Annotated in this window: 28 protein-coding genes and 1 pseudogene; 13 read left to right on the forward strand and 16 right to left on the reverse strand. The window is 51.7% G+C overall.

The window, feature by feature from the left end; all coding sequences use genetic code 11:
* Positions 1–125: 125 nt before the first annotated feature.
* The gene (locus tag AC06ND_RS05385; RefSeq protein ID WP_475677969.1) at positions 126–905 is read right to left on the reverse strand and encodes a phage integrase SAM-like domain-containing protein; all 780 of its coding nucleotides are present in this window, start codon (positions 903–905) and stop codon (positions 126–128) included.
* Positions 906–1125: 220 nt separating this feature from the next.
* On the reverse strand, positions 1126–1347 hold the full coding sequence (locus tag AC06ND_RS05390; RefSeq protein WP_475677970.1) for a DUF2795 domain-containing protein: 222 nt from the start codon (positions 1345–1347) through the stop codon (positions 1126–1128).
* 161 nt (positions 1348–1508) lie between these two features.
* Between AC06ND_RS05390 and folE the strand changes: the two genes are divergently transcribed.
* Together folE and AC06ND_RS05400 are read left to right on the forward strand one after the other, a co-directional pair.
* Positions 1509–2096: a GTP cyclohydrolase I FolE gene (gene folE / locus AC06ND_RS05395; protein ID WP_475677971.1), complete on the forward strand. Its 588-nt coding sequence runs from the start codon at positions 1509–1511 to the stop codon at positions 2094–2096.
* 134 nt (positions 2097–2230) lie between these two features.
* On the forward strand, positions 2231–3898 hold the full coding sequence (locus tag AC06ND_RS05400; RefSeq protein WP_475677972.1) for a formate--tetrahydrofolate ligase: 1668 nt from the start codon (positions 2231–2233) through the stop codon (positions 3896–3898).
* Between the two features lie 79 nt (positions 3899–3977).
* Here the strand turns inward: AC06ND_RS05400 and AC06ND_RS05405 are convergent, their stop codons facing one another.
* Complete coding sequence (locus AC06ND_RS05405) at positions 3978–5126, reverse strand: AI-2E family transporter (protein ID WP_475677973.1); 1149 nt, start codon at positions 5124–5126, stop codon at positions 3978–3980.
* A 64-nt stretch (positions 5127–5190) separates the two neighbouring features.
* A complete protein-coding gene (locus tag AC06ND_RS05410) occupies positions 5191–6393 on the reverse strand; it encodes a sugar MFS transporter (protein ID WP_475677974.1) in 1203 nt (400 codons plus the stop codon).
* Positions 6394–6495: 102 nt separating this feature from the next.
* Between AC06ND_RS05410 and AC06ND_RS05415 the strand changes: the two genes are divergently transcribed.
* Positions 6496–7179 carry a YiaD family glycine zipper/OmpA-like lipoprotein gene (locus AC06ND_RS05415; RefSeq protein WP_475677975.1) on the forward strand — a complete coding sequence of 228 codons (684 nt, stop codon included), beginning with the start codon at positions 6496–6498 and terminating at the stop codon, positions 7177–7179.
* A 75-nt stretch (positions 7180–7254) separates the two neighbouring features.
* Positions 7255–8772, forward strand: a complete 1518-nt coding sequence (locus tag AC06ND_RS05420; protein ID WP_475677976.1) for a sodium:solute symporter — start codon at positions 7255–7257, stop codon at positions 8770–8772.
* Here the strand turns inward: AC06ND_RS05420 and AC06ND_RS05425 are convergent.
* From AC06ND_RS05425 to AC06ND_RS05440, 4 genes and pseudogenes are all read right to left on the reverse strand, one after another.
* Positions 8769–8948, reverse strand: a complete 180-nt coding sequence (locus AC06ND_RS05425; protein ID WP_475677977.1) for a DUF4250 domain-containing protein — start codon at positions 8946–8948, stop codon at positions 8769–8771. The genes AC06ND_RS05420 and AC06ND_RS05425 overlap by 4 nt on opposite strands.
* Positions 8949–8953: 5 nt before the next feature.
* Complete coding sequence (locus AC06ND_RS05430; RefSeq protein WP_475677995.1) at positions 8954–9457, reverse strand: GAF domain-containing protein; 504 nt, start codon at positions 9455–9457, stop codon at positions 8954–8956.
* A 33-nt stretch (positions 9458–9490) separates the two neighbouring features.
* Positions 9491–9979, reverse strand: a pseudogene (locus AC06ND_RS05435) (pyridoxamine 5'-phosphate oxidase family protein); the annotation flags it as partial.
* Between the two features lie 25 nt (positions 9980–10004).
* Positions 10005–10937, reverse strand: a complete 933-nt coding sequence (locus AC06ND_RS05440; protein ID WP_475677978.1) for a DMT family transporter — start codon at positions 10935–10937, stop codon at positions 10005–10007.
* A 53-nt stretch (positions 10938–10990) separates the two neighbouring features.
* Here AC06ND_RS05440 and AC06ND_RS05445 point away from each other — a divergent pair, with 53 nt between their 5' ends.
* Positions 10991–11710 carry a DUF554 domain-containing protein gene (locus AC06ND_RS05445; RefSeq protein ID WP_475677979.1) on the forward strand — a complete coding sequence of 240 codons (720 nt, stop codon included), beginning with the start codon at positions 10991–10993 and terminating at the stop codon, positions 11708–11710.
* 1 nt (position 11711) lies between these two features.
* Here AC06ND_RS05445 and AC06ND_RS05450 read toward each other — a convergent pair whose 3' ends face one another.
* Positions 11712–12599: a helix-turn-helix domain-containing protein gene (locus AC06ND_RS05450; protein WP_475677980.1), complete on the reverse strand. Its 888-nt coding sequence runs from the start codon at positions 12597–12599 to the stop codon at positions 11712–11714.
* 205 nt (positions 12600–12804) lie between these two features.
* On the opposite strand from AC06ND_RS05450, the gene AC06ND_RS05455 reads away from it, so the two are divergent.
* Positions 12805–14253, forward strand: a complete 1449-nt coding sequence (locus tag AC06ND_RS05455; protein ID WP_475677981.1) for a tryptophanase — start codon at positions 12805–12807, stop codon at positions 14251–14253.
* A 125-nt stretch (positions 14254–14378) separates the two neighbouring features.
* Here AC06ND_RS05455 and AC06ND_RS05460 read toward each other — a convergent pair whose 3' ends face one another.
* Positions 14379–15326: a DUF1295 domain-containing protein gene (locus tag AC06ND_RS05460; RefSeq protein WP_475677982.1), complete on the reverse strand. Its 948-nt coding sequence runs from the start codon at positions 15324–15326 to the stop codon at positions 14379–14381.
* Between the two features lie 73 nt (positions 15327–15399).
* Between AC06ND_RS05460 and AC06ND_RS05465 the strand changes: the two genes are divergently transcribed.
* From AC06ND_RS05465 to AC06ND_RS05475, 3 genes are read left to right on the forward strand one after another with little or no spacing between them, the layout of a single operon-like run.
* Positions 15400–16206, forward strand: a complete 807-nt coding sequence (locus AC06ND_RS05465) for a flavodoxin (RefSeq protein ID WP_475677983.1) — start codon at positions 15400–15402, stop codon at positions 16204–16206.
* A 6-nt stretch (positions 16207–16212) separates the two neighbouring features.
* Positions 16213–16482 carry a DUF1294 domain-containing protein gene (locus AC06ND_RS05470; protein WP_475677984.1) on the forward strand — a complete coding sequence of 90 codons (270 nt, stop codon included), beginning with the start codon at positions 16213–16215 and terminating at the stop codon, positions 16480–16482.
* Positions 16483–16522: 40 nt separating this feature from the next.
* Complete coding sequence (locus tag AC06ND_RS05475) at positions 16523–17614, forward strand: HD domain-containing protein (RefSeq protein ID WP_475677985.1); 1092 nt, start codon at positions 16523–16525, stop codon at positions 17612–17614.
* Between the two features lie 22 nt (positions 17615–17636).
* On the opposite strand, the gene AC06ND_RS05480 is transcribed toward AC06ND_RS05475, so the two are convergent.
* Entirely contained in the window at positions 17637–18149 is a 513-nt protein-coding gene (locus tag AC06ND_RS05480; RefSeq protein ID WP_475677986.1) for a nitroreductase family protein, read from the reverse strand.
* A 91-nt stretch (positions 18150–18240) separates the two neighbouring features.
* On the opposite strand from AC06ND_RS05480, the gene AC06ND_RS05485 reads away from it, so the two are divergent.
* Both AC06ND_RS05485 and AC06ND_RS05490 read left to right on the forward strand, forming a co-directional pair.
* Entirely contained in the window at positions 18241–18771 is a 531-nt protein-coding gene (locus AC06ND_RS05485; protein WP_475677987.1) for a GNAT family N-acetyltransferase, read from the forward strand.
* A 101-nt stretch (positions 18772–18872) separates the two neighbouring features.
* A complete protein-coding gene (locus AC06ND_RS05490) occupies positions 18873–20336 on the forward strand; it encodes an ATP-binding protein (protein WP_475677988.1) in 1464 nt (487 codons plus the stop codon).
* Positions 20337–20619: 283 nt separating this feature from the next.
* Here the strand turns inward: AC06ND_RS05490 and AC06ND_RS05495 are convergent, their stop codons facing one another.
* From AC06ND_RS05495 to AC06ND_RS05505, 3 genes are read right to left on the reverse strand one after another with little or no spacing between them, the layout of a single operon-like run.
* Positions 20620–21846 carry a MalY/PatB family protein gene (locus AC06ND_RS05495; RefSeq protein WP_475677989.1) on the reverse strand — a complete coding sequence of 409 codons (1227 nt, stop codon included), beginning with the start codon at positions 21844–21846 and terminating at the stop codon, positions 20620–20622.
* A 9-nt stretch (positions 21847–21855) separates the two neighbouring features.
* The gene (locus AC06ND_RS05500) at positions 21856–22698 is read right to left on the reverse strand and encodes a DUF3737 family protein (protein WP_475677990.1); all 843 of its coding nucleotides are present in this window, start codon (positions 22696–22698) and stop codon (positions 21856–21858) included.
* Positions 22699–22714: 16 nt separating this feature from the next.
* Positions 22715–24094: an MATE family efflux transporter gene (locus AC06ND_RS05505; RefSeq protein ID WP_475677991.1), complete on the reverse strand. Its 1380-nt coding sequence runs from the start codon at positions 24092–24094 to the stop codon at positions 22715–22717.
* Between the two features lie 125 nt (positions 24095–24219).
* Here AC06ND_RS05505 and AC06ND_RS05510 point away from each other — a divergent pair, with 125 nt between their 5' ends.
* Positions 24220–24684: an alanyl-tRNA editing protein gene (locus AC06ND_RS05510; RefSeq protein WP_475677992.1), complete on the forward strand. Its 465-nt coding sequence runs from the start codon at positions 24220–24222 to the stop codon at positions 24682–24684.
* A gap of 6 nt (positions 24685–24690) precedes the next feature.
* Positions 24691–25236, forward strand: a complete 546-nt coding sequence (locus tag AC06ND_RS05515) for a beta-class carbonic anhydrase (protein ID WP_475677993.1) — start codon at positions 24691–24693, stop codon at positions 25234–25236.
* Positions 25237–25467: 231 nt separating this feature from the next.
* On the opposite strand, the gene AC06ND_RS05520 is transcribed toward AC06ND_RS05515, so the two are convergent.
* Together AC06ND_RS05520 and AC06ND_RS05525 are read right to left on the reverse strand one after the other, a co-directional pair.
* Positions 25468–26508, reverse strand: a complete 1041-nt coding sequence (locus AC06ND_RS05520) for an IS3 family transposase (RefSeq protein ID WP_475677996.1) — start codon at positions 26506–26508, stop codon at positions 25468–25470.
* Positions 26427–26774, reverse strand: coding sequence for a transposase (locus AC06ND_RS05525; RefSeq protein WP_475677994.1), 348 nt, complete (start codon positions 26772–26774; stop codon positions 26427–26429). The genes AC06ND_RS05520 and AC06ND_RS05525 overlap by 82 nt, the downstream gene beginning before the upstream one ends.
* Between the last annotated feature and the right edge of the window lie 205 nt (positions 26775–26979).

Consider the following 26979-nt stretch of genomic DNA (forward strand, 5'->3'; position numbering starts at 1 on the left):
AGGAAGATAATGTCTTGTTTAGTTACCATTTTGATCATTTTTTAGGCTCTTGTTTCCTTTGTTTTTACAAAGGTAAAACCGCCACCAAAATGGTATACTTTTCAATTATTTTCCTGGTATCCTTTTCAATTATTATTTACAGTCAATGCAGATTTGCCATCATAGGCATCCTCTTCCAACGATGTTGTTTCGATGACACGGCAATCTTTTATCTGAGCATATAGCTTCGTGTCTATCAGCCCTTCGTTTGCAGCACGCTTGCAAGCGTCAATAATAGGTGTCAGAGCGTGGTTTATCGTTGCGTCGGAGTTTTTCTTTACAGCCCTTCTATATGCGATATACTCATCTATAATGACAGCAGAAATGTCGCCCAAATAGAGGCACTGCTTGTTGTTGTATGTTCCCTTCTCTTTTGAAATCAAGAATTCAGAGAAAATTTTCATACAACTGATGCCGTTCTCGTAACGGCTCTTGCCAATCTTCTTCCTAACACGCTTGGAGTTTAGAACCTCGTTGACATACTCTACGAAATCCTTTCCTTCGTCAGCTCTTGTAAGAGGAGCGTCAAATAGTATGGAACGAATAACCTCAGATGTCATCTGATGAGGATGCTTTAGTGCGTAAAGCTGTAACTCCGAATCGTACTTGTCAAGAGCGTCGTTCAGTGTAGTGTTCACTCTTCTATACCTTCCTCCATACGAAGGACGGAGCTCACCTCTGTTGGTTGAGCCCTTGGGGTTCCAATCTGCAACTTTAACTGCGATGCCCGTATCCTTCCTAATAGGAGCATCGTCAAGCCATGTGTATTCGTAGTACAAGGTGTACTCCTTCTGTGTGTCATAGCTGCTCTTGTTGTATTTGAGCCTTAGTCTTCCTTGAGGGTATTCTCTTCTGTGTCTGCCCATAAATTTCGATATGTAAGAGGAGACTCAAAGTTACAAAAAAATAGACAAGGAAAAAGGAATAAGAAGAAATCCTCCCTCAACAGAATGTCCTCAATGCAAGAAAATAGACAAGGTTATGTTGCGACAAGTTAAGGTAAAATAAAAAGAGACAAGGATTGACTCCTCATCTCTTCTTATTGAATTTCAATGCTTTATACTCGATTTGAGATGCAAGAATAGCCTAATACTCCTCCTCGTTGAAGAAGAAGTCGTCTTTGGTTGGGTAGTCAGGCCAGATGTCCTCGATGCTCTCGTAGATTTCGCCGTCGTCCTCAAGTTCCTCGAGGTTCTCAACGACTTCCATAGGTGCGCCTGAGCGAGTTGCGTAGTCGATCAATTCGTCCTTGGTTGCTGGCCAAGGTGCGTCTTCAAGCCTGTAGGCAAGTTCAAGTGTCCAATACATAGCTATAAATGGATTAAAACGTTACTAATCAATTCTAAATGGTCCTCAATTTCCATTGGGGCGGCAAATATAGACAAAAAAAACAAACATTGACTTTCTTTTTGCTATTTTTGCATCATGACCTTTGTCATACCAATATCCGTACCATAACGAATTACGACATGGCATACCGCAAAGAAGAAATCTACGAGGCAGAAACGACTGCCAAAATTGCAGAGCACTACAAGGAAATCCTGCGCCTTCTGGGCGAGGACGTGGACCGCGAAGGACTCGTGAAGACTCCAGAGAGAGTGGCCAAGGCACTCCAGTTCATGACCAAGGGAAATCAGGAAGACGGAGCCGAGATCCTCAGGAGCGCCATGTTCACGGAGGAGTACAAGCAGATGGTCCTCGTGAAGGACATAGAGCTCTACTCGACCTGCGAGCACCATGTCATGCCTTTCATCGGAAAGTGCCACGTCGCATACATCCCTAACGGCACGATCACCGGTCTGAGCAAGATCGCCCGTGTTGTCGAGACCTTCGCGCGCAGGCTCCAGGTGCAGGAGCGCCTGACTGTCCAGATCCGCGACTGCATCCAGGACACCCTGAATCCTCTCGGAGTCGCAGTCGTCATCGAGGCAAGCCACACCTGCATGACCCTCAGAGGCGTCCAGAAAGCCAACGCTGTCACCACGACCTCAGCCTTCTCTGGAGTCTTCCTCAAGGACGAGAGGACACGCAACGAGTTCCTCAACCTCATCAAATAGTTGAAATTTATTGGCAAATACTTCGAAAAACTTAATACAACCCAAATCAGCCACTCTTTCAACTATCAAATTAAAAGGCTATATTTGTAGAACACTAAAACAAGCCAACAACCCAAACTCAAAAAGTTTTTCAAATGAAGACTGATATCGAAATCGCTAGGGAAGCAAAGCTCGAACCTATCGCAGACATCGCATCCAAGATCGGAATATCCAACGAAGTTCTTGAACCGTACGGAAGGTACATCGCCAAGGTGCCTTACACCCTCATCGACGAGGAGAAGGCAGCAAAGAGCAAGGTGATTCTCGTCACCGCGATCACTCCAACCAAGGCCGGCATCGGCAAGACCACCGTCTCTGTGGGTCTCGCACTCGGCATGGGCAAGATCGGCAAGAATGCAGTGCTCGCACTCCGTGAGCCATCGCTCGGACCATGCTTCGGCATGAAGGGCGGCGCAGCTGGCGGCGGATATGCACAGGTTCTTCCTATGGAGAAGATCAACCTCCACTTCACCGGCGACTTCCACGCCATCACTTCTGCCAACAACATGATCAGCGCCCTGCTGGACAACTACATCTACCAGCACCAGGCTGAGGGCTTCGGAATGAAGCAGATCCTCTGGAAGAGGGTGATGGACGTAAACGACCGCTCGCTCCGTCAGATTGTGACCGGCCTCGGCCCACACGCCAACGGCTGCGTCCAGGAGTCAGGATTCGACATCACTCCTGCATCGGAGATCATGGCTATCCTCTGCCTCTCCACCAGTCTCGAGGACCTCGAGCGCAGGATCAACAACATACTTCTCGGCTACACCCTCGAGAACAAGCCGTTCTATGTAAGTGACCTCGGCGTAGGCGGAGCGATCACAGTCCTCCTCAAGGACGCGATCAACCCTAACCTCGTGCAGACTACCGAGAACACCCCTGCATTCATCCACGGCGGTCCTTTCGCGAACATCGCACACGGATGCAACTCCATCCTCGCTACCAAGATGGCCATGACCCACGGTGACTATGTCATCACTGAAGCTGGCTTCGCAGCAGACCTCGGCGCAGAGAAGTTCCTCGACATCAAGTGTCGCAAGGCGGGCATCCAGCCTGCTCTCACCATCATCGTCGCCACCCTCCAGGGTCTCAAGATGCACGGTGGCGTCCCTGTGGACGGAATCAAGCTTCCTAACATCGAGGGCGTGAAGAAGGGCTTCGCAAACATGGACAAGCACATCCAGAACCTCAAGGGATTCGGCCAGACCGTTCTCGTATGCTTCAACAAGTTCGCTCAGGACACCGACGAGGAGATCGCTCTCGTACGCGAGCACTGCAAGGAGCTCGGAGTTCCGTTCGCACTCAACAATGCCTTCTGTGAGGGAGGCGAGGGCGCAGTGGAGCTTGCGAACCTCGTTGTCGAGACCATCGAGAAGAATCCTTCCGCACCTCTCCAGTACACATATTCTGACGACATGAAGGTAACCGAGAAGATCACCGCAGTGGCCAAGAAGATCTACGGCGCAGCATCTGTGACCTTCGCTCCAGAGGCACTCCGCAAGATCGCGAAGGCTGAGGAGCTCGGCTACGGCAAGTTCCCTGTCTGCATCGCGAAGACCCAGTTCTCGTTCAGCCAGGACGCCAAGGCTTACGGCGTTCCTACCGGCTTCGAGTTCGACATCAAGGACTTCGTGATCAACGCAGGCGCAGAGATGCTCGTAGCGATCGCCGGGGACATCATCCGTATGCCTGGCCTTCCAAAGTCGCCTCAGGCACTCCGCATCGGCATCGTCGACGGACAGATCGAGGGACTCAGCTAGTCAAAAGCAAACCATATATAAACAGACAGGACGGTGAGAAATTCACCGTCCTGTTGTTTTTCCAGGCCATCGTACAAGCCTATTGCTTATTATGATTTTCAGTGAGAGCCTTGACAGGCTTGATGTTTCCGAAGAACTGCTTCGCGATCACGCGTATGACGGTGTATGCAGGAATAGCCACGAGCATTCCCGCCACTCCAGCCATGTGGCCTGCCATCAGCAGCACGAGGAAGATCTCGAGAGGATGGGCCTTGACGCTGTTGGAGTAGATGAAAGGCTGGAAGAGATAGTTGTCGACAAGCTGGGTGAACACGAAGATACCTATCAGCACGGCAACGAATGCAGGGAATCCCACTGCGAGACCGAAAGAGCTTGCACAGACATATCTGATGGTAAGCGAGAGAACTATGCCTACCGTTCCACCGATGAGAGGTCCGAGGTAAGGAATGACGTTGAGGATACCGGTCATGAATGCGATGCCGATCGAATATCTGAAGCCCATCTGAGCTACGAGCAGGAGTCCGAGGAAATTGATAATGGACACTCCCAGCACCTCGAGTATGAGTCCCACGAAATAGCGTGAGATGAGGGTCGCGATCTCTCCGAGGGTGGCCTTCGCCTGAGCCTCGTACCTGTCAGGGACGACAGCGAGGATGATGTTGGTGATCATTCCCGGATTCTTGATGAAGAAGAATGAGATGAACATCACCGCGAAGATGGCAACGAATATGCCGGCGATTATGCTTGCTACGGAGCCGACCATCGATGAGAGAGATCCCATGTCGGCAAGGCCCTGGAGCTCTCCGAGCACCACCTCCTCGATCCTGAAGTCCATTCCCAGTCCAGGGAAGGTCTTGATCAGCGAGAGGTTGAAGTTCTCGAGAGGAATGGACATGGCCTGACCCATGTTGTTGATGTTGGCAGCGCTGACGTCTCCGATTACGCTGCTGATCACAGGATAGATGGTCGTCACGATACCGAGCCCTACTGCGAAGACGCACACGAGGCTCAGCCCGGCTGCAACCCAGTCAGGCATGCGCCTGCCCTTGATGTGCAGTTTCATGAAAACCTTGAAAAGAGGATGGGCGACGAGCGCCACCACTGCCGAGAGCACGATATACGCAAGCACGCTCCTGAAATACCAGCCGACCAATCCGACGATGAGGATTCCGGCGAGTATGATTATGTATCTGGCGAGACGGTCGATGTCCCTTTCTCTGTTTTCCATTCTATATGTATGATGCGGCAGTGCCGCTGTTATTACTTGGATGCCGGCCAGCGAGGCTATGGACCTACCTGCGCGATGCGTAGATGCTGTACGAGAGCACCACCACGAAGCAGAAGAGAGGCACGAGGAACGAGAGGCTGATGCCCACTGCGTCCGAAACGACTCCCTGGAGCATTGGGAAGAGCGCTGCACCGAGGATGGCCATGATGAGGCCGGATGCACCGATCTTCGCGTCGCCCGGGTGTCCGCCCTTCTCGACGATCTCCACCTCACAGAGTGCCATACCGTAGATGGTAGGGAACATCAGGGACATGAAGACGCTGATGGTCACGAGCGCGATGACTGCGATCCAGCCGGTACCCGCAGCTGCGACTACGACGGTCGTGCAGATGATTGCCATGACTGAGCTGACGACCATGAGCTTCGCAGGCTTATAGAACTTCATGAGCCATGTGAATACGAAGCGCGAGATGCAGAAGCCGATGATGGAGATGAGGTAGATGGTCGCAGCCTTTGACTCCACGACGTCGAGTTCCTTCATCACGAGACGGATGGTGTAGCTCCATGTAGATACCTGCGCACCCTCGTAGAAGATCTGCGCGATCACGCCGAAGCAGTAGTTGCGGTTCTTGATAAGCCTGCGGAAGGTTGCGCTGACCGATCCTTCGTCCGAATCCTTGCCCTCAGGCATCTTCGCGAAGAGCATGAAGACGAGAATGAACACCAGCACGATGCCGAGGCTCATGTAGGTGCCGGACACCGAGTAGAGAGAGATGTCGCGGAGGATGAAGAACTTGCTCATGAGGATGCCGAGGATGGAGCCGATAGGGTTGAACGACTGGGCGATGTTCAGACGCCTGGTCGCGGTCTCCGGCGTACCCATGGACATGATATATGGGTTAGCAGTGGTCTCAAGCACCGAGCAGCCGCCGGCCATGATGTAGATGGCGACGAGGTAGAACGCGTATGACGCCGCCTTCGCTGCAGGGAGAAAGAGTATCGCTCCGAGGGCATAGAGCGAGAGGCCGAGTATGACTCCGCTCTTGTATGAGTACTTCCTGATGAAGAGCGCCGCAGGGAGGGCAAGGCAGAAGTAGGCACCGTAGAAGGCGAACTGGATGAAGCTCGTCTGGGTGTCCGACATGTTCATGATCTTCTTGAACGCGGCGAGGAGGGTATCCGTCATGTTGTTCGCAAGTCCCCAGAGGAGGAAGAGCGAGGTCACGAGGATGAAAGGAACGAGGTACTTTTTCTCGATAGTCTTCATGGAGTAGGAGTGGTTTAGCGTGTTATAAACCATCAAATTTATGAAATTTTTCTAACTTTGCATATCAAAAGACTTTACTAAGAACGTTAACATCTTAAGAAAATGAAAAGATTTCTCTCTTACATCATGGCAGCGCTCCTCGTAGTGACTTTGCCATCTTGCGCAACCCTCAAGGGCGCGCTCATCGGAACAGGTTCAGGTGCAGCACTCGGTGCAGCTGTAGGTGCAGCCATCGGTGACGGCAAGGGTGCAGCCATCGGCGCAGCTGTAGGTGCAGCAGTCGGAAGCTCAGTCGGCTCTATCATCGGCGCAGTCATGGACAAGAAGGCCAAGGAGCTCGAGGAAGTAGCTGGTGCTGAGGTCGAGACCGTGACCGACGTGAACGGACTCGAGGCAATCAAGGTTACCTTCGACAGCGGTATCCTCTTCGCAACCAACTCAGCTACTCTCAGCAACGAGTCTAAGGCAGCACTCAAGGACTTCGCAACCAAGATGTCTGACCTCGCTGACACCGACATCACCATCTGGGGCCATACCGACAACACCGGTACCTACGAGGTGAACCAGCGCGTGTCTAACAACCGTGCAAACTCAGTACAGAAGTACCTCAACTCTTGCGGTATCGCCAACGAGCGCATGATCGCTGAGGGTAAGTCTTATGACATGCCAGTCGCTGACAACGGCACCGTTGAGGGTCGTGCACAGAACCGCCGCGTGGAGATCTACATCTCAGCTAACTCTGACATGGTCAAGGCTGCAGAGAACGGCGAGATCAAGATGAACTAAGAGTTCTTCGAAATACTCGGAAACTATCCGGAATCCTTTTGCGAGGGTTCCGGATTTTTCATTAATTTTGTATCTATGATCGCACTTCTGACCTTCATACTCTACGCCATCGCACAGTACGTCGTCGCGAGGATAGCAGGCTCCGACCGCAAGGCCGCAATGGGCTCGCTCTCCAAGTCCGCGTCGTTCTTCCGAGGTGACGGCCGTACCCCATGGCCCGTCATAGCGTACGGCATGCTAGGCGCATCCCTGACCGGTGTGACATTCATCTCCGTTCCGGGCAACGTATGGGTCCAGAATTTCTGGTACATGCCGATGGTCCTGGGATTCGTGGTCGGATACATCATCGTGGCGCGGGTGCTGCTTCCGCTGTACTACCGAATGAACCTCACATCGATCTACACCTACCTCGACGGGCGTCTTGGTCGTTCGGCCTACTGGACAGGAAACGCATTCTTCTTCCTCTCGCGACTACTCGGCTCCGCAGTCCGCATCTACGCCGTGATCATCGTGCTGACCACTTTCCTGCCGCAGTCGCTCGGAGTACATGTTTCCGAGACTCTGCTCTTCGGAATAATCGCAGTCCTGTTCATCTCGCTCGTATACATCATGACCTACAGGGGAGGAGTCAAGAGCATAATATGGACAGACGTGATCCAGACCACATTCTCGCTGCTGGCGATAGTCCTCGGCATCGTGGTCATCTGCCGCCAGCTCGGATGGGACATCACCGACGTATTCTCCTACCTGCACCAGGGAATCAATCATAACCGCCTTCCGAACGGAAGTGAGGTCACCGGCTATGGGCATGCTTTCACAAGCTGGTTCGACTGGCGCTGGGCAGACGCGACCAACGCGGTGAAGCAGTTCATCTCCGGAATCGTGGTGACCATCGCCATGACCGGACTCGACCAGGCGATGATGCAGAAGAACCTCGCCTGCAAGGACCTCAGGTCGGCCCAGAAGAACATGTACATGACCGGAACGATAATCTTTGCGGCCAACTTGCTCATTCTCCTTCTCGGCGCGCTCCTGTGCGTGTACGTGAATTCACGCGGCGGAATGGAGGTGCTCGGAATCGGCAGGACGGACGAGATCTTCCCGATGATAGCAAGCAGGAGGCTCGGCCCTGTCGTATCTATCTTCTTCATACTCGGCCTGCTCTCCGCATCCTTCCCGTCAGCCGCAGCGGCGATGACCTCGCTCACCGGTTCGATCTACCTATGGAAGGGTGACGACAGGGAAGACGTCGGCAGGAGAAAGCTTGCACAGGGAGTGATAGCACTGCTCATCTTCGCTGTGATAATGCTCTTTTTCCTCGTCAGCGACGACGCTGTCATCAATCTCGTGTACAAGCTTGCCTCATACACATACGGACCTCTCCTGGGCCTGTTCTTCTTCGGAATATTGACCAAGAGGGAGGTATCCAAGTGGGTATCTCCTGTCGTGTCAGTGCTCTCGCCGCTGATCTGCCTCGCACTGAACATGATCCTGCGCCGAAGCGTCGGCTTCGACCTCGGTTTCAGTCTTTTGCTTGTAAATGGAATAGTGACCTTCCTCGGACTGCTTCTGTGCAGCCGCAGGAGAGGCTAGAGGAACTTGTTGAGCTGCGGGTCGTAGGAATATCCCGCTGCCTCGAGCTTGTCGGTGATGTCGCAAGGAGCAAGGTCCAAATCGTCACAGAGCGCATCAAGCGAAGCGTATTCGTCCCTGAGCTTGGTGTTCACCCAGCTGAAGAGCATGATTGGGTCAGAAGGAATGTATGCCATGCTTTCTATCTCCAGAGTCCGTCCATTATCTTCTCGAGCCACTCCGCATCCACCTCGTCGAAGGTAGAGAGCTTCTCGCTATCGATGTCGAGTTCTGCCACGAAGGCGCCTGAGGCGTCGTGGATAGGAACCACGATCTCGCTGCGGGACTGGCTGCTGCAGGCGATATGGCCTGGGAACTGCTCGACGTCAGGCACGACGATGGTGCTGTCCTTTGCCCATGCGGTACCGCAGACTCCGCGTCCCTTCTTGATGTGGGTGCAAGCCACAGGGCCCTGGAACGGTCCGAGGACGAGTTCCTGCGATGGGGTGCCGTCAGACTTGACGCAGTCGCGCACGATATAGAATCCTGTCCACCAGAATCCGAACGCCTGATGTATCATGGCCGACACGTTGGACATCACTGCGACCATGTCGGTCTCGCCGTCGGTCACGGAGCGCACCTGCTTGAGGAGGAGCTCATACTTCTCCGCCTTGCTCGGCTCGGCCTTCCTTGCGTGCGACGGCATGTTGATCTTGCCGACGTTGCTCTTTCCGGTCATGTCGCTGACCTCGAGCTTCATGATGGTCACATGCGGCACGGATGCCATGTTCACGGGGAATCCACCCTCCATGCCCGGATGGTAGCGATTGTTCAGCGACTGGAGTATCTGCACCTTCTCCTCATCGCCGACGATGCTGATGCGGCCGCGTCCGATGACGCTCGAGTACTGGTATGTGCAGTACATGATCTCGCGGTCGGAGACGACCTCGGTCTCGCAGTCCATCTCGAACGAGCACTCAGGGTTGCGTGCGATGAGCTCGTACTTCTTGCCCTCCGACGCACCATGGAAATAGAGGGTGAGGGAAGTAGGAAGGCCCTCCTCCGGGACGTTGGAGTCCGCTTCGGGATCGCCCACGCTCATGAAGAAGTTCAACGGAAGTATGTATGGGACCTCGACGTCGTTGAGTCCGAGGCGACATACCTGACATTTCTCCATTATCTCGGTCATTGCCTTGAAGCTGGTGACCTCTCTGCTTTTCTTTCTCATCCTAAATATGGTGTTCGGGTTGGTTCTACAGGAAGAAGAGGGCTACACCCACGAGGCTTATCACGGTACCGAGCACTTCCTTGAAGGTGACCTTCTTCTTGTAGATCAGGCAGTGCGGGAGTATGATGAGCGCCGGAGTGAGCGCCATGATTGTCGATGCGATTCCGGCCTTGGTGTACTGCACCGCCATGAGCGAGAGCGATACGCCGATGAAAGGGCCGAAAAAGGTGGTGAGGCCGGTGAAGGCCATGGCCTTGCGGTTGTGCCATGCGTCCACGAGCTTGTGGAGTCCGCCGCTGAGCGCAAGGAGAAGGAAGAATCCCACGAGGCCGGTCACCGCGCGTATCATGGTCGAGGTGAACGGCATGAGGGTCACCACGGCTGACGGTGCGTCAGAAGGGATTACGGCCTCATAGCAGTCGAGTCCAATCTTGCTGAGCACGAGTCCGGCACCCTGTCCCACGCCTGCACCTATACCGAGGAGTATGCCCTTGAGCGGGAGCTTAGAACGGACCTTTCCGTCATCGCCCTTCGCGAGTATGGACATGGCGATACCCGAAAGCGTGATGGCCATCGCGAGGAAGGCCTTGGGGCCGAGGGTCTCACCGAGGAAGAGCCATCCTAGGAGAGCCGATACCGGAGGTGCGAGGGTCATGAAGAGCTGACCGAAGCGAGAGCCGATATGGATGTACGAATTGAATAGGCACCAGTCTCCGAACACATATCCGACGAGGCCGGAGAGGGAGAGCCAGAGCCAGGTCTTGGCGTCAGTATACTGTGGAAGGGGACTTCCTGTGGCAGCGAAGAGGAAGAGGCCGATGAAGATGATGGACAGGGTCATGCGGTACACGTTGGTCGGCAAGGTGCCTATCCTGTTTGTGGCCTCGGAAGCGAAAAGTGCGGTCGCTGTCCAGCAGACGGCGACAATCAGCGATATTATTTCTCCTAGGTAAAGCATTTCGGGGCGCAAATATAAGAAATTCCTATCTTTGTAGGATAAAACGAACGACAATGCTTGGAACAATTGTAAATACCTGCACCATCATCATAGGAAGCAGCTTCGGCGCCTTGGTGCGCGGGGGCATAGGCGAGAAGTACAGAAATGTGCTTTTCAACGGACTCGGACTTGCTTGCCTCGTGCTCGGAATGAACGCATCCCTCCCTAACCTCGCGAAGAGCGAGTATCCGGTGATGTTCATCCTCAGCCTCGCCATCGGCGGCGTGATCGGCACCCGGCTCGACCTTGCCGGAAGGATAGACAAGATGAACGCAAAGCTCAATGCCAAGGCAGGAAAGGAGACCAACGGCCTCACTGGTCTCATGACCGGGCTCCTGCTCTACTGCATCGGCACCTTCAGCATCGTCGGTCCCGTCCTCTCCGCGCTTTCTCCTTCGCACGGATGGGCATTCAGCGAATCGGCCAACACCTTCCTCTACACCAACGCGACCCTCGACCTCGTGTCGTCCGCAGTGCTCGCCGCATCCTTCGGATGGATAATGGTGCTCGCTGCTCCGGTCCTCTTCTGCTGGCAGGGAATGTTCTACTGCATCGCCTTCTTCTTCGGAGAGGCCATGCCTGAGCCAATGAGAGTGGAGCTGAGCATAGTCGGAGGCGCACTCATCCTCAGTTCCGGACTCGGTATACTCGGAATCAAGGACCTCAAGACAGTGAACCTTCTCCCATCGCTGCTCGTTCCGGTGATCTTCTATCTTATCAAGGGTCTCTTCTAGGCTATTTCCTGAATTCGGTCGGGGACTGTCCCGTACAGCGCTTGAAAAGGCGGCTGAAGTGGTTGGAATAGGTGAAACCGAGCTGCTCGGCCACCTGGTCCACGCTAAGTGACGGATCTGCGAGCAGGGTCTTCGCCCTGTCGATTATCTTGTTGTGGAGATATTCCTGCGCGGACACATGCAGGTCGCGGCGAACCAGATTGCCGAAATAGTTCGGCGCAAGGTGGAACTGCGATGCACACCATGCGACGGTAGGGAAGCCGTATGCCCTCACCAGTTCGCTACCCGGAGCCAGGTACCCATCCACCATGAGGTCGAGCCTTCGGATGAAATCCGACGTGCGCAATTTCTTCGTGTCGAACTGACGCTCGTAGAAGCGCTTGCAGTAGCTGAGCATCTGTCCGATTCCGAGCCTCAGCATGTGCGCAGTCAGCTCGTCGGAATCCGCGTCGAGCTCATGCTTGATATTCGAGAAGCAGTTGAGCACGATCTTGCGTTCCTCCGGGGTGAGCTCCAGCGACTCCGTAACCTCGAAGTCGAAGAAATTGAACATGTAGAAGTCCCTTCCAAGACCGGTGTTCTCGATCAGTTCGGGGCGGAATACGAGTATCTTTCCCTTCGGGCGCACCGCAGGGTCGAGGTCCATGTACACGACGTCTCCCGGCTTCATCGTGAACACGGTCCCGGGACGGTAGCTCAGCGACATTCCGCCCTTGTTCAGCTGGCCGAAGTTAACATCCATCAGGACGACGCAGTAGCTCTCGAAATCCAGCGGTTCGAAGAGGGAGAGATCGGCCTCGGAAAGGTCGCCGATGCCCACCATGGGATGGGAGGTGGGCTGATGGAAATATGCGTTGAATTCGTCGAGATTGTGTACGGACCTATGCATGTGAAATACCATTTTCTATGTCGCAAAGATACATACTACACTACATATAGACAAGCGAAATGTGTAATTTTGGTATATATAATTGGTACACCATTCCGCAAATCTTTGATTTTGGTAGAAAGATATGGAATTCTGCTAGTTTTGATGGGGTTGGACTGCGTATCTTTGTACCCGCAAAAACGAAACACTTTAAAATCTAATAACTATGGCAGTAAAATTCTACAAGTCAGAGAACCAGGTGCCTCTCGAGATGCACAAGGTTCGTATGGTACAGAAGCTTAACCTCCTTCCTGTAGAGGAGCGTCTCAGAAAGATGCAGGAAGCAGGCAACAACACCTTCCTTCTCCAGAACAAGGACGTATTCCTCGATATGCTCACTGATTCCGGTGTAAATGCAATGTCAGACCTGCAGTTCGCTGCAATGATGAAGGCTGATGATGCGTACGCTGGATGTGAGACCTTCAACCGTGTTGTCGATGCAGTGGACGCACTTTTCGGTTGCAGGAACGTGCTTCCTACCCACCAGGGCCGTGCATGCGAGAACATTCTTGCTGAAGCATTCTGCGGACCTGGCAAGGTCGCTCTCATGAACTTCCACTTCACCACCACAAAGGCTCACGCAACACGTGTAGGCTCTACCGTCGAGGAGCTCGTACAGCCTAAGGGTCTCATCCCTCAGAGCGACGATCCTTTCAAGGGTGACTACGATCTTGACCTTCTCAGGAAGCGCATCAGCGAGATCGGCAGCGAGAACGTCGCATACGTACGCGTAGAGGCAGGTACCAACCTCATCGGTGGTCAGCCAGTTTCTCTCGAGAACATGCTCGCAGTTACTGACATCTGCCATGAGACAGGATGTCTCTCAGTCCTCGATGCTTCTCTTCTCCAGGACAACATCTACTTCATGAAGACACGCGAGGCTCGCTGCAAGTACATGGAGGTAAAGGACATCTACCATCTCCTTGCAGATCACTTCGATCTCATCTACTTCTCAGCTCGTAAGCTCAGCTTCTCCAAGGGTGGTATCATCTGCTCTAAGGATCCTAAGTGGACAAAGATGCTCCAGCCATTCATTCCTCTCTACGAGGGCTTCCTTACCTACGGTGGTATCGACGTTCGTACTATGGAGGCTATGGCACAGGGTCTCTACGAGTCTATGGATATGGATTACATCAGCCAGGGACCTATGTTCATCGAGGCATTGGCAAAGGAACTCGCAGACTACGGCGTTCCAGTAATCCTCCCTGCAGGCGGTCTCGGATGTCACCTCAACGCTGGTGCTTTCGTTCCTGACATGCCTCACAACCAGTATCCTGCAGCTGCAGTGGGTACAGCCCTCTACATCATCTCAGGTATCCGTGGTATGGAGCGTGGTACCGTATCAGAGCAGCGCGAGCCAGACGGAACCGAGCGCTATGCTGAGCTTGAGCTCCAGCGTCTCGCTTGCCCACGCCGCGTCTTCACACTCTCACAGATCAAGTATGTCGCTGACCGCGTTAAGTGGCTCTGGGACAACAGAGAGCTCATCGGTGGACTCGAGTGGACAGAGGAGCCTGAGGTTCTCCGCTTCTTCTTCGGCCGCATGAAGGAGATCGGCAACTGGCAGGAGAAGCTCGTCGAGAAGTTCAAGGCAGACTTCGGCGATTCTCTCTAGTAGATTTTCGCTCACAGCGAACAACACAATAAAAGGAGGCCGGCCCCGAAATTTTTGAGGGTCGGCCTCTTCTGTTTACCGCCGCTACTATCGCAGCGGCTATTTGTTCATACGATTGGAAAATGCTATTCCTTTGGCTGATATGGCTTGCCAGGGAAGAACTTGTTGATGCTCTTGCAATAGGTCGCATACTCAGGATACTTCTGGGAGCTGAGCCACTCTCCGAAGAATGAGCTGCCCTGGAAGAGGACGATCAGGAGGAGGGCGCCGATGATGCTCCAATTGAAGACTCCGATACCTGCACCGATGCTGAAGATGTAGAGAGCCACCCATGTGCCCTGCTCACCGAAATAGTTCGGATGGCGGCTGAGCCTCCAGAGGCCGGAGGTGTTGAAGCCCTTGTTATATGGAGCCGGGAGTTCCTCGAGCTTCTTTCCGGACTTGATCATGCCCCACTTGGTGGACTGGAACCTCCACTGCTGGACATCGGCGGTGGCCTCGTAGCAGATAAAACCGAGCATGAGCACGGCTGCGAGGCAATCCACGATGCCGAAAGGCTTGTCCGAGTTCATAGCCACGAGAGCGGGGAAGGTGGTCATGAGCACAAGAAGGTTTTGGTAGGTCGAGATGAAGAAGAGGTCGAAGATGGCCCATTTCCAGCGAGGCTGGAATTCCTTCCTGTTGCGGAGATATACCCAGCGATAATCCTCCTCACCGGACCAGAATCGTATGCTGTACGCACCCTTCTTCGCGAAGTTGTAGGTCAGGCGCGCGCCCCAGATGGTAGCGAGAACTGCCATCACTACCAGACGCGGGTTCATCCCGCCCCTAACTGCGATGACCCAGAGGTAGATTTCGGGAAGAAGGCTCCAGAGCTTGTCCATCTGGCTGTTGTTGAGGGTGAGCTCACCGACGATGAAGCAGAACGCGATGCTGACTGCGCAGATGGTGAGGATGATGCGGAGGGTCTCAAGCTGATAGGCATCCAGCGCAGGGCCTGCCTGGAAGTAGAGAATCGGGCATGCGACTATCGACAGACCGATGACGATGGCCATGATTGCTATCTTTTTCATTTGGTTAAGAATTTAATGGAGCGCAATATAGCCATTTTCAGCTATATTTGCGCCAAATAATAACGACAAACTCATGAGAAAGACAGCTCTCGCATTCATGGCGCTCGCAGCGATGGTATCCTGCGCGACCAAGCAGACCGAGCCACAGGCTCTGGTACTCTACTATTCACAGACCAACTCAACCAAGACCGTGGCCGAGGAAATCGCCCTCCAGACGGGAGCCGACATCGTAGCCTTCGACGTCAAGCAGCCTTACGACGGCACTTATCAGGAGACCATCATGAGAGGAATGCAGGAGCGCAGCTCAGGAGAATTCCCTAAGCTCGCAGAGCTCGGTTGCGACCTTTCGAAGTATGATGTCATCTACCTCGGATACCCTATCTGGTACGGTACATACGCCATTCCTGTAAGCTCGCTGCTCGCAGAAGTGGACTTCAGCGGCAAGACCATCATCCCGTTCTGCACCTTCGGCAGCGGCGGACTCCAGTCCAGCTCAGCAGACCTCAAGGCAGCGCTCCCTGGTGCTGACATCCGCGAGGGTTACGGCGTAAGGGCCGCACGCATCGACAAGGCAAAGGCTGAGGTCGAGCAGTTCCTCATCCGCAGCGGACTCATTGAGGGTGAGGCAATCACTCTTCCCGAGTTCTCAGCACAGCAGCCTGTCACCGAGGCCGAGGCAGCCATTTTCGACGCAGCCTGCTCAAGCTACCCTATGCCGCTCGGCACTCCTGTGACCGTAGGTTCGAGGAGCATCCCTAACGGAACCGAATATCTCTTCACCGCCGAGAGCATGGGCGCAGACGGCACTCCAAGCAAGGCGTGCATCTATGTGACCGCAGAGGAGGGAAGCGTACCTGAGTTCACCCAGGCAGTTAGGTAAGCCGGGATGAAGCTCTTTCTCACATACATACTGATCATCAGCATCGTGACCTTCTGTGCCTACGGCATGGACAAGAGGAAGGCGAAGAAGAGCAAATGGAGAATACCCGAGTCCACCCTGCTGCTGCTCGCGGCGGCAGGTGGATCGATCGGTGCCCTAGCCGGCATGTCCTTCTTCAGGCACAAGACCAAGCATAAGAAATTCACCATCGGGGTCCCTATGATCCTGATGGTGCAGATCATACTCATCATCTACTATCTGGCGAAGATCCGCTGATACTCGCAGCTTCACCGATAGAACGCAAAGCACCGGCTAAATGAACAGGGAACAGATAGACGCGAACCGCCTGCTCATCATCGATGAGCTCCGTGCGACCAAGGTCGAGGGGGTCGAGAACCTCATCGCCCTCATGGACAGGCATGGCTTCTTCAGCGCATGCTGCCATAGCCATGACGACAGCGAGGGCGGCACCGCAAACCACTCCCTGTGGGTGCTCTGGTTCGCAAGGGAGACGAGGGAAGCGCTGCTGAAGGAGAGGCCGGAGCTCGATATCCCCGAGGAGAGCCTCACGATCGCGTGCCTGAGCCACGACATCTGCGACAGCACTTTCCCGGCAATCCCGGGACATGGAACCCGCTCCCGCGCCATACTCGAAAAATCGGGGTGCAAGGTAGGGGAGAAAGTGCTGGCGGCCGTATGTGCACATTCCGATGCCGGACTCGGAGGTGCTTCCGGAAATGAGAGCAGCCGCGATTCCAATGACCCGAACGAACTGCTGCACTACATACTCCATGATTCCGACCAGCGCAGCGTACAGTTCTGCGACTGCCTACCGTTCGGCACCGAGCCCACCGACCCTTTCGAGGGCAGTGATGCGGATGAGTTCATAGATGTGCTCTTCGACCAGGGCGACCATAAGATATGGTCCGGCACTGAAGGACATGAGGGTATCTTCGACGGCAGCGAGACGTTGGTTGAGTTCCCCGTCCACAAAGTCCTCAGCATACCGGTGCGCAAAGAGGGCAAGGGCGAGGACATAATGGTCATGAGCGACGATTACGGCAAGTACGCGCTGATGTTCCTGTCCGAGGAGGGCAGTCCCGACCTTTACTGTTCCGACAGGGTAATGTTCGGCTACACGGACTTCGTCTTCTACATCACGCGCTTCCCGCAGCAGAGATCCTCATACATCGCAACCCGCAACGCGAAGGGCAGGTGGGGAGTACTCAGGGTCAGGGTGAACCGCAAGCGCAGCGGCGACCATCTCATCATACTGGAGAAGGTCATCGATTTCACCTACCGTGACAGCAAGAAGGCCATCGATTCGATGACCTCCAAGACCGGGCGCTACATCCGCGTCCGCCATCCTTATTTCTATTCGGAAATCCGCTCAGGCTTCGCTTTCTGAGCGATTCCGCACCTGCGACCTTCTAAAGATAAGTGACGGTCTCCGAGAGAGGCTTCCTGCTGTCGTGGTTTGCGAGCGGGCCTGCGCCTGGAGCTGCGTATCCGAGGTCGAGGATCATGAGGATGGCCTCATCCTCGGGAAGTCCGAGTTCCTTTGCGAGCGCATCCGGATCGAAGCAGTTCACCCAGCAGCTGTCGACACCGACGCTCTGAGCAGCAAGGATCATGTGCGTTGCGACGATGGTCGCGTCCTCGACACCTGAATTCCTCTTTCCGCCAGGGTATGTGTACACGTCATTCACGTTGAAGGCCACCACGAGGCAGGTAGGGGCACCGTAGCGGCAAGGGGTGTGCTTGTCGATCTTTGCAAGAGCATCGCGAGACTGAACGACATATACATGCTGCTCCTGGAGGTTCTTTGCGGTAGGGGCGAGCCTTCCGGCTTCGAGGATGTCATCAAGTGCGGCCTTTGCGACCTGCTTAGAGTCGAAACGCTTGCATGAGTAGCGTTCCTTTGCGAGTTCGATGAAATTCATATTGCGTTTTAGTTTAGTTGTCGGATATTTATGATTCGCTAAGTTAATATTTTTGCCTTAGCTTCGTAAGCCCTAAAGAAACAGAAGCATCATGATTATCGAGACCAAGCGACTAATACTCAGAAGGTGGCAGGAAAGCGATGCCGAGGCACTCTTCAGATATGCATCCGACCCGGATGTGGGGCCTCGTGCAGGCTGGCCTCCGCACAAGGATATCGAAGAGAGCAGGACCGTCATCCGTGATATCTTCACGAACGACAGGACATGGGCCGTCGTCCTCAAGGAGACTGGAGAGGCCATCGGATGCATGGGTTATTTCATCTTCGGCGAGAGCAACATCGAGATAGGTGAGGAGGACGCGGAGATCGGATATTGGATCGGCCGTCCATACTGGAACCAGGGCATATGCACCGAAGCCCTGCATGCGATGGTGGACTACTGCTTCAATGTCAAGGGCTTCTTCACCCTATGGTCCGATTTCTTCGTGGACAATCCGGCTTCCGGCAGGGTAATGGAGAAATGCGGGTTCATGGACACAGGCCGAGAAAACCTCTGCAGCAATCTCTATCACGGCTCCGACCGTCCAGTTCATATCATGAGACTGGATTACGCGCTGGAGTAGAGCGAAAATGTAAAAATAAGATGCTTTTACACCCCTTATTCTGCATATTTCTGTAATATTAAGAGAAAATTACTAAATTCGCATCACTAAAATGCAACGACATGAGTAAGTATGATCAACAACAGAAAGAGCAGATAATCAAAAGGCTTATCTTTGACAATCCATGGTGGTCTACAGGAAAGATCGCAGATGACTATGATGCAATGCCACGTAGGCCCTATATTGATCTGTTCTATCCTATAGTAGCGGATCTTTCGCTTCGCAGGGCCGCCATCCTCATGGGACCGAGACGTGTCGGAAAGACAGTGATGATCTATCACAGCATCAAACGTTTGATAGACAGTGGTGTTGATCCCCAGAGAATCATATACATGTCAATCGACACGCCGATTTACAGTAATGTGTCTCTCGACGACCTGTTCTCGTACGCACGTACCTCTCTTCATAAAGAAGACGTAGACGGGTTCTTTGTGTTTTATGATGAAATCCAGTATCTGAAAGACTGGGAAGTTCATCTCAAGTCTATGGTCGACACGTACCGCAAAACCAAATTCGTTGCATCAGGTTCCGCAGCAGCTGCCTTGAAGATGAAGAGCAATGAAAGCGGTGCTGGCCGATTCACCGATTTCATGCTCCCTCCACTGACATTCTTCGAATTTCTCCAACTCCAGCAGAGGGATGGAAACATCATTAAAGAAACAGACCGTTCAATCTGCCCATACGGAACGCTTGATATCGACAAGCTGAACGAAGACTTCTTTGAGTACATCAACTTTGGTGGTTATCCAGAAGTCGTATTCTCTGAGAAAATCAAGGAGAACCCTGGGAAATACATCAAAAACGACATTGTTGAAAAGGTCCTGCTACGAGACCTTCCAAGCCTCTATGGAATCTCTGATATCCAGGAGCTCAACAAACTCTTTCTGCATATTGCTTTCCGAAGCGGCAATGAATTCTCATACGAGACACTTTCAAGCGAAGCAGGTATCAAGAAGGACACCATCAAGAAATACCTTGAATATCTGGAGGCGGCTTTCCTGATAAAGGTTGTGAACCGTATTGATCAGAATGCCAAGAAGATGCAGCGTGTCACTTCAATGAAAATATACCTCACCAATCCTACACTACGCTGTGCCCTGTACACGCCAATCAGTGAAAGCGATGATGCTTGCGGAGAGATGGTTGAAACAGCTATCTATGACCAGTGGATACTTGGAGACAAGACAAACTTCTACTATGCCAACTGGAGCAAGGGTAGAGAAAAGGGTGAAGTCGACATCGTCTGGGTAGAAGCAGCCTCGCAAAAGGCTTTCTCTCTTGCCGAGATCAAATGGACAGACAAGTTCTATGAAGACCCGAGTCACCTCAAGTCACTCAGGAAGTTTCTTGAGGTAAATGATGGCATACGCAAAATCATTGTGACTACAAAGTCAAAGATTGGCAGTTCAACCATTGATGGCAACACATTCCTCTTCATTCCATCTGCCTTGTACGCATACTGGGTGTCAAAATATCTTTTCGAAGAGAAGACCAATCAAATTCTTCTTCCGGAGAGCAATGCATAATAAGCATGAAAAAATCTCTTATTTGAACATTTGCTTATAAATCGTTGAATATCATTTATATAATGATGTAAAATAAGAGACGAAAACACACAAAATACAGAAATATGATTCTTAACGTGCTTCTTGCGGAAGATGTAATCCACGCAGAAGCACTTTTGTTATATACTCACTATCTTAGCAACAGACAATAGTCCGTTCGTAGAGGTTATGCAGAACCTTGCACGTGCCCGAGTTCATTGCGCTTCCGCAGAGATTTCTCAACAATTTTTGCTTGTCATACCTTTTAGAGGAGTTCTTTCAGGCCTGTGACAATTCGTCTCAGGCCTTCTTTTGCGACGGAACTAGGGCAAGCCAGATTGATGCGAATGAAATTGTCATCCCCGTACATGCTTCCAGCATTGATCCATACCCTATTGTTGTTCAGAAGATACTCTTCAATCTCCTCCGAGCTATTCACCTTCTTTCCAAGTAGACTGCGGCAGTCAATCCAGGCAAGATAAGTACCCTCCAGCGGTGTGATTGGTAGAGACGGTATCTCTTCTTTGAACATCCCTCTCAGAAGACAGTAGTTCTCCCAGACAGTCCTATTCATTCCCTTGAGCCACTCTTCTCCAGGACCGATCGGGTATCTATCGCTCGATGGGACGCCGTATGCCGCCTGAAGAGCAATCACTCCGAATGGATTGACATCACAGACTTCGTTCACGTTGATAGCCTTATTGATTCTTCTAGCCCATTCCGGGTTATTGGTAATGATATTGGCTATCTGCAGGCCTGCCGTGTTGAAAGACTTGGATGGGGAGTTGAGAGTGATGCAACAGTCTTGATTGTCGCTGGAAATGCTTGCAAATGGAACGAACTTATGTCCAGGCATGACAATCTCGCAGTGAATCTCATCACTGACAACTATCACATCATGTTTTCTGCATATGCATCCGACCTTATGAAGTTCTTCTTTTGTCCATACTCTTCCCGCAGGATTGTGAGGGTTGCAGAACAGAAGAATCTTCGTTCGCGGATCAGCGCACATCTTCTCAAGGCTCTCGTAATCGATACCGTAGCTCACGACCCCTTCATCGCTGATGCTATAGTTGAGAGGACACTTCAGAGTCTCGCACTCGTTGTTTCTGATGGAAGAGAAGAAGCAGTTGTATACAGGAGTCATCACGATGACCTTGTCTCCAGGAGTGGTGAACGCCTTTATGGTGACAGAAATAGCGGGGACGACTCCGGAGGTATACTGGATCCAATCTCTTTCGATTGTCCAGTTATGACGGCGCGAGAACCAGTTGATGACAGATTCGTAGTAGGTCTCAGGGACGCTGGTGTATCCGAAGACTCCATGTTCTACTCTTTTATGAAGAGCATCGATGATGCAGTCTGCGACTCTGAAGTCCATATCTGCCACCCACATAGGGATAACATCTCCTTTGAGGCTTTCACCTTCATCCCATTTGTAGGAATCAGTTCCTCTTCTATCGACTATTCTGTCAAAAGTGTTCTCCGCCATATTATCTTGTTAGAGTGTGGAAATTTCACAATCAGCTGGTGCCTTGATGTTCTCATCCAAGATGATTTCACCATAACCCTTAGCTTTTATGTAGCCTGTCTTGGGGTTCTTTACAGATGGGATTACGTTAAGCACGGTTGCCTTTACCTCAGAGTATTCAAGAGCAAGGTCTGCATCGCTCTCAAATGTGCAGTTCTCAAGAATCAGGTTGTCGGCATAGCAAAGGGGCTGAGTGCCACCGATGCGGCAGTTCACAAGACGAAGATTCTTCGAATGCCATCCAAGATATTCTCCGTTGATGAAAGAGTTATAGACCGTCACATTCTCCGTTTCCCAAAGGGAATCCTTACTCTGAAGGTCAGAATCCCAGATCTCAACGTTCTTTGCATGCTGGAATGAGTAGTTGCCGTTAAGTTTAAGGTTCTTTACCTTGACGTTCTGGCAATACATGAAGATGTAATCTGCATTGTCGGCTTCCATTCCATCGATGTCGATGTTCTGACAACTCCAGAATGTCTCCTGCGCATCAGGCATCTTGACATTGCGAAGAGTTACTACATCACATTCGCGGAACATCTTCGGAGCATCCACAAGGCAATCCTTCATGTTGAAATTGGATGTATGCCAGACAGAAGACCTGGCAGTGACTGCGAAATAGCAATCCTCTACGAAGACATTCTCGTCACACCAGAATACGTACTTACCCTCAAAGCGGCACTTGTCTGCCTTGACGTCAGTACATTCCTTGACTGATGATTCTCCCACATGGATAGTAACATCAGTAAGATGAATGTCATGCTTATTATACAGAGGCCTTTCCCCTCCGAATTCTTGTGATATGATCTCTTCCATTTGCTTGAGTATATATTTATGCCAATGATAGTTTCATCCATTTGTCGCCTCGCAGTCTCCACAGGAACAGCAGTCCTCTGAAGTTAAGCTCGATGCACATTGCAATCCAGTATCCTATCAGTCCGTACATCGGTGTCAGGATAAGAGCCAGACCAATTCTTACGACCCACATGCTGAGCAGGTTCATCGCGCTAGGGACAAGAGTGTCACCTGCTCCAACGCAAGCACCGTACGCTACCATGGATACGCCGTACATTGTCTCCGCAAAGGCCTCTATCCTAAGACATCTTGCACCAAGAGCGACCACGTCGGGATCAATGCTGAGCATTCCCATGAGAAGGGGAGCGGTGAGGTACATAACCACAGACAGTGCGGTCATGACAAAGGCTCCCATACATATGCTGATTCGGGAGAATCGCTTGGCAAGCTCTTTTCTTTTAGCTCCAAGGCTCTGCCCGACCAAAGTTGTCGTAGCGACTTCGATACCATACCCAGGCATGTAGCAGAAGCTCTCTGCGGTGATCGCAAAGGAGTTGGCGGCAATTGCTATGTTCCCGAGAGGAGCGACGATGATCGTGCTCATTATCTGTGCTCCGTGCATGATGACATTCTGAAGCCACATAGGTCCGGATATGCCAAGTGCGGTTTTGAGACATTCCTTATCCGGCATGAATGATCCCTTGTCCTGCAGGAGGTTAAGCTCTTTTGACCTGATGACAAGGAAGTACATCATAAGTGATGCTGTTATCATCTCTGCCACTCCCGTTCCCAGAGCTGCGCCTCTTACTCCCATGTCGCATCTGAAGATGAAGATATAGTTGAATATCACATCCATGAAGCACATCAGGATATTCAGAATGCTTGGTACCTTCATGTTACCACTTGCTTGAAGCATTGAACCTGCCAGGTAATTCAGCTGAATGAGAGGGAGGAAAGAAGCGTAGATAAAGAAGTATCCACTGGCATCGCCGGCGATGTCATCTCCGCCTCCTAACCAATGGGGAAGTTCTCCGCTTATGGAGATACCGATAAAGCAAAGTGCAATACTGAACAGGATAAGGCTCAGGATTCCCTTTCTGAGGACTCCTCGAGCTTTCACGAAATTGTTTGATCCGATAAGATGGGCCACCTGCACAGAAAAACCCGAAGTCGCTGCGGAGCAGAATCCTCCGAAAATCCAGGTACTGGTCGAAACAAGTCCGACAGATGCTGAGGGTCCGGCTCCAAGGCTTCCCACCATGGAGGTGTCTATATAGGACATAAGAACAAACGACAACTGCGCGAGAATCGCAGGTATACTCAGATATACCGTAAGCAGAATCTGCTCGCGATAGGACATTGACTGTCCTGATCTGATCTTTTCTAACAGTATATCTTTGTTCTTAAGTCTTTCCATAGCCACTGATGAGGGCACAAAGATACAACAAGTTAACAACTCTTTTGCCTGTCCTTTTTCTTTTATTTCTGGTCTAGTATTCGCAAGATATATATTAACTTCACGCTGAATTAATACCAATCTTCATGGAAGAACCAATTCTCAACTCCCACAACAAGGCAGAATATGAGCCTGCTCATACCTGCGAGCATATTTTGAACAGGACGATGGTGGACATGTTCGGATGTCCGCGCAGCAGGAATGCTCATGTAGAAAGGAAGAAGTCCAAATGCGACTATCTGCTGGATGCATGTCCGAGCGACGAGCAGGTCGCGGCAATCGAAGCCAAGGTCAATGAGGTGATCTCAGCGTCCCTGCCCGTGACCATTGAGTTCATGAGCAGGAATGAAGCTGCATCCATCGTGGATCTGAGCAAGCTCCCGGAGGACGCATCAGAGACGCTGCGCATCGTTCGCATCGGCGACTATGACGACTGCGCATGCATCGGCGCACATGTGCAGAACACCTCCGAAATCGGAGAATTCAAGATCATCAGCCACGACTTCAACGACGGAGTCTGGAGGGTAAGGTGGAAAGTATTTGAAAAGTAAGTTATTATGGGACAGATAGAAAAGATGCTCGAATTCAACAAGGAATTCGTCAAGAACCAGGAGTATCTCAATCATCAGACAAGCAAATATCCAGACAAGAAGATAGCGATCGTGACATGTATGGACACGAGGCTCCTGACCTTGCTTCCGGCGGCTCTTGGCATCAAGAACGGCGACGTGAAGATGATCAAGAACGCCGGTGCCGTCATCACGAATCCGTTCGACAGTACGGTCAGAAGCCTTCTGGTGGCGATCTATGAGCTCGGGGTCAACGAGATCATGGTCATCGGGCACACGGGCTGCGGCGTGCAGGGAATGGACTCGCAGGAGATGCTCCATCTTATGAGGGAACGCGGAATTGACGAGGAGCACATCAATCTCATGCGCCATTGCGGCATCGATCTCGACTCATGGCTCCACGGCTTCGACGACACCGAGTCCGCGATGCTCGAGACCGTCGACCTGATCCGCAACCATCCGCTCATGCCTAAGGACGTCAACGTCGCCGGCTACATCATGGATTCCGTCACCGGCGAGCTGAAGGCTATTTGATGGGTTCTCCCCTTTTAGCATTCGCCTGCCATACAATTGCGATTATGTTAAGTTGAATGTGTCATATGCTGTGTCCTTTGTACTGCTATCTAAAAGTGGACACAGAAAATTGTTAAAAATGATTGATTTTGATGAATGGTAGACAAATATACTAATTTCTCGAAATTTCATTTCCCAGATATAGACATAAAACGCAATATTTGTCGGTTTTCGTGTTATGCCGTAGACACACTATTTTGAACCTTTATTTTCCTCCTTTCTCTTTCTAAATTTCGGTATTTCAGATAGTTGCCTATCTTTGAACGTGTCTTTGTGCTCGATTTCGCCTTGATTATATCGCATTAGAAAATTGTGCGGTGTATCATAATCCAGTGCAAAGCAGGGTCTCTTATGGTTGTAATAGTGCTGGTATATTGCAAGGAGCATTAGCACCTCATCCCTTCTATGGCAGCCTTCAATGTCAAAATCAACTATTAGCTCCTCCTTGATCCACCCGTTCAGTGCCTCATTCACCGGGTTGTCTGTGGGCGTTCCGGCTCTGGACATGGACCTAACTATGTTCTCCTCCTTGATTAAGTCATTGTAAGCAATTGATGCATAAACGCTTCCCTGATCAGTGTGCAGTATCGTTGGCGTATCAGTCGGGAATCCATCATATCTCAAGATACGGATTATATCCTCCAGTCCATCAAGGTATTGCGTCCTGTCTCCCCTCCTTACACCGACTCTGTACGTCAGCATCTCCTTTGTGAAAACGTCAAAGTAGAAGGTAACTTCAAACACCCATAGGGCACCCTTTATCATAGTCATGTCGGATACTATCACCTGCCTTGGACGATCCACTGTCTCCCATGTAGAGTAGATCAGGTTCGGATACTTGTCGCGCTCCTTTCTCGGCCTGTAATGCATTCTATGCGTTGTTTCAGCCGTAATTCCGAGGAATCTGAAGCACCTGTATACATAGCCCTCGCTGACAGTTATCTTCTCGTTTATCCTGATGTAGGCAGCAACCCATCGATAGCCATGCGTCCGATGCTTTTCATGCGTCTTCTGCACCAGATCAAGGATATATTCACGATGCTTGTCAGTATCGGATGGACCGCGTTTCTTCCATTTGTAATAGCCGGACCGGCTTACACCCATCAGCGAGCAGATCTCATCTACATCGTACTCTGAGGAAAGCTGCTCGACTATTTGGTACTCTTCTCCTTTAAACGAATATAGATTGTCTCCCCATCTGGGTTCGTCTCCACGGCATAGTTTTTTTTTAATCGTTCGTTCTCGATGCGCAGTCTGAGGATCTCTCGCTTGTAGTTCTCTTCCGTCCGGACAAAGCCCTCCGGGAACACGTCAGGCAGTGATTTATCCTGGCGTGCAAGAGCCTCCAAGCCACCAGAGTCGTACTGGCGCATCCAGGTGCGGAATGAGTTCATCGCGATGTTGTTGGCCAGACAGAAGTCATACAGCCTCACCTTGTCATTACCTCTGTACTGACGGATAAGCAGCTCTTTTTCGAGCGGATTCAGATGTTTTCCCATAAAAGTAAACTCCCTTTGTGGTAGATCAAGACTTGCATTGCTTGGAGGCCGGTGGTTATCTCCCGCATGGTCTGCGGGGAGCTCTGGGAAATGGCTCTCCTCGTCCATTCGAGGATAACCACCTACGACAGTGCTTCGATAACACGGCACTAAGTTAAGCAAAACTTTTTTCTACCTCTCTGTGTCTACTTTTTTAATAGCTTCA

It is taken from the genome of Candidatus Cryptobacteroides sp., from assembly GCF_056207615.1.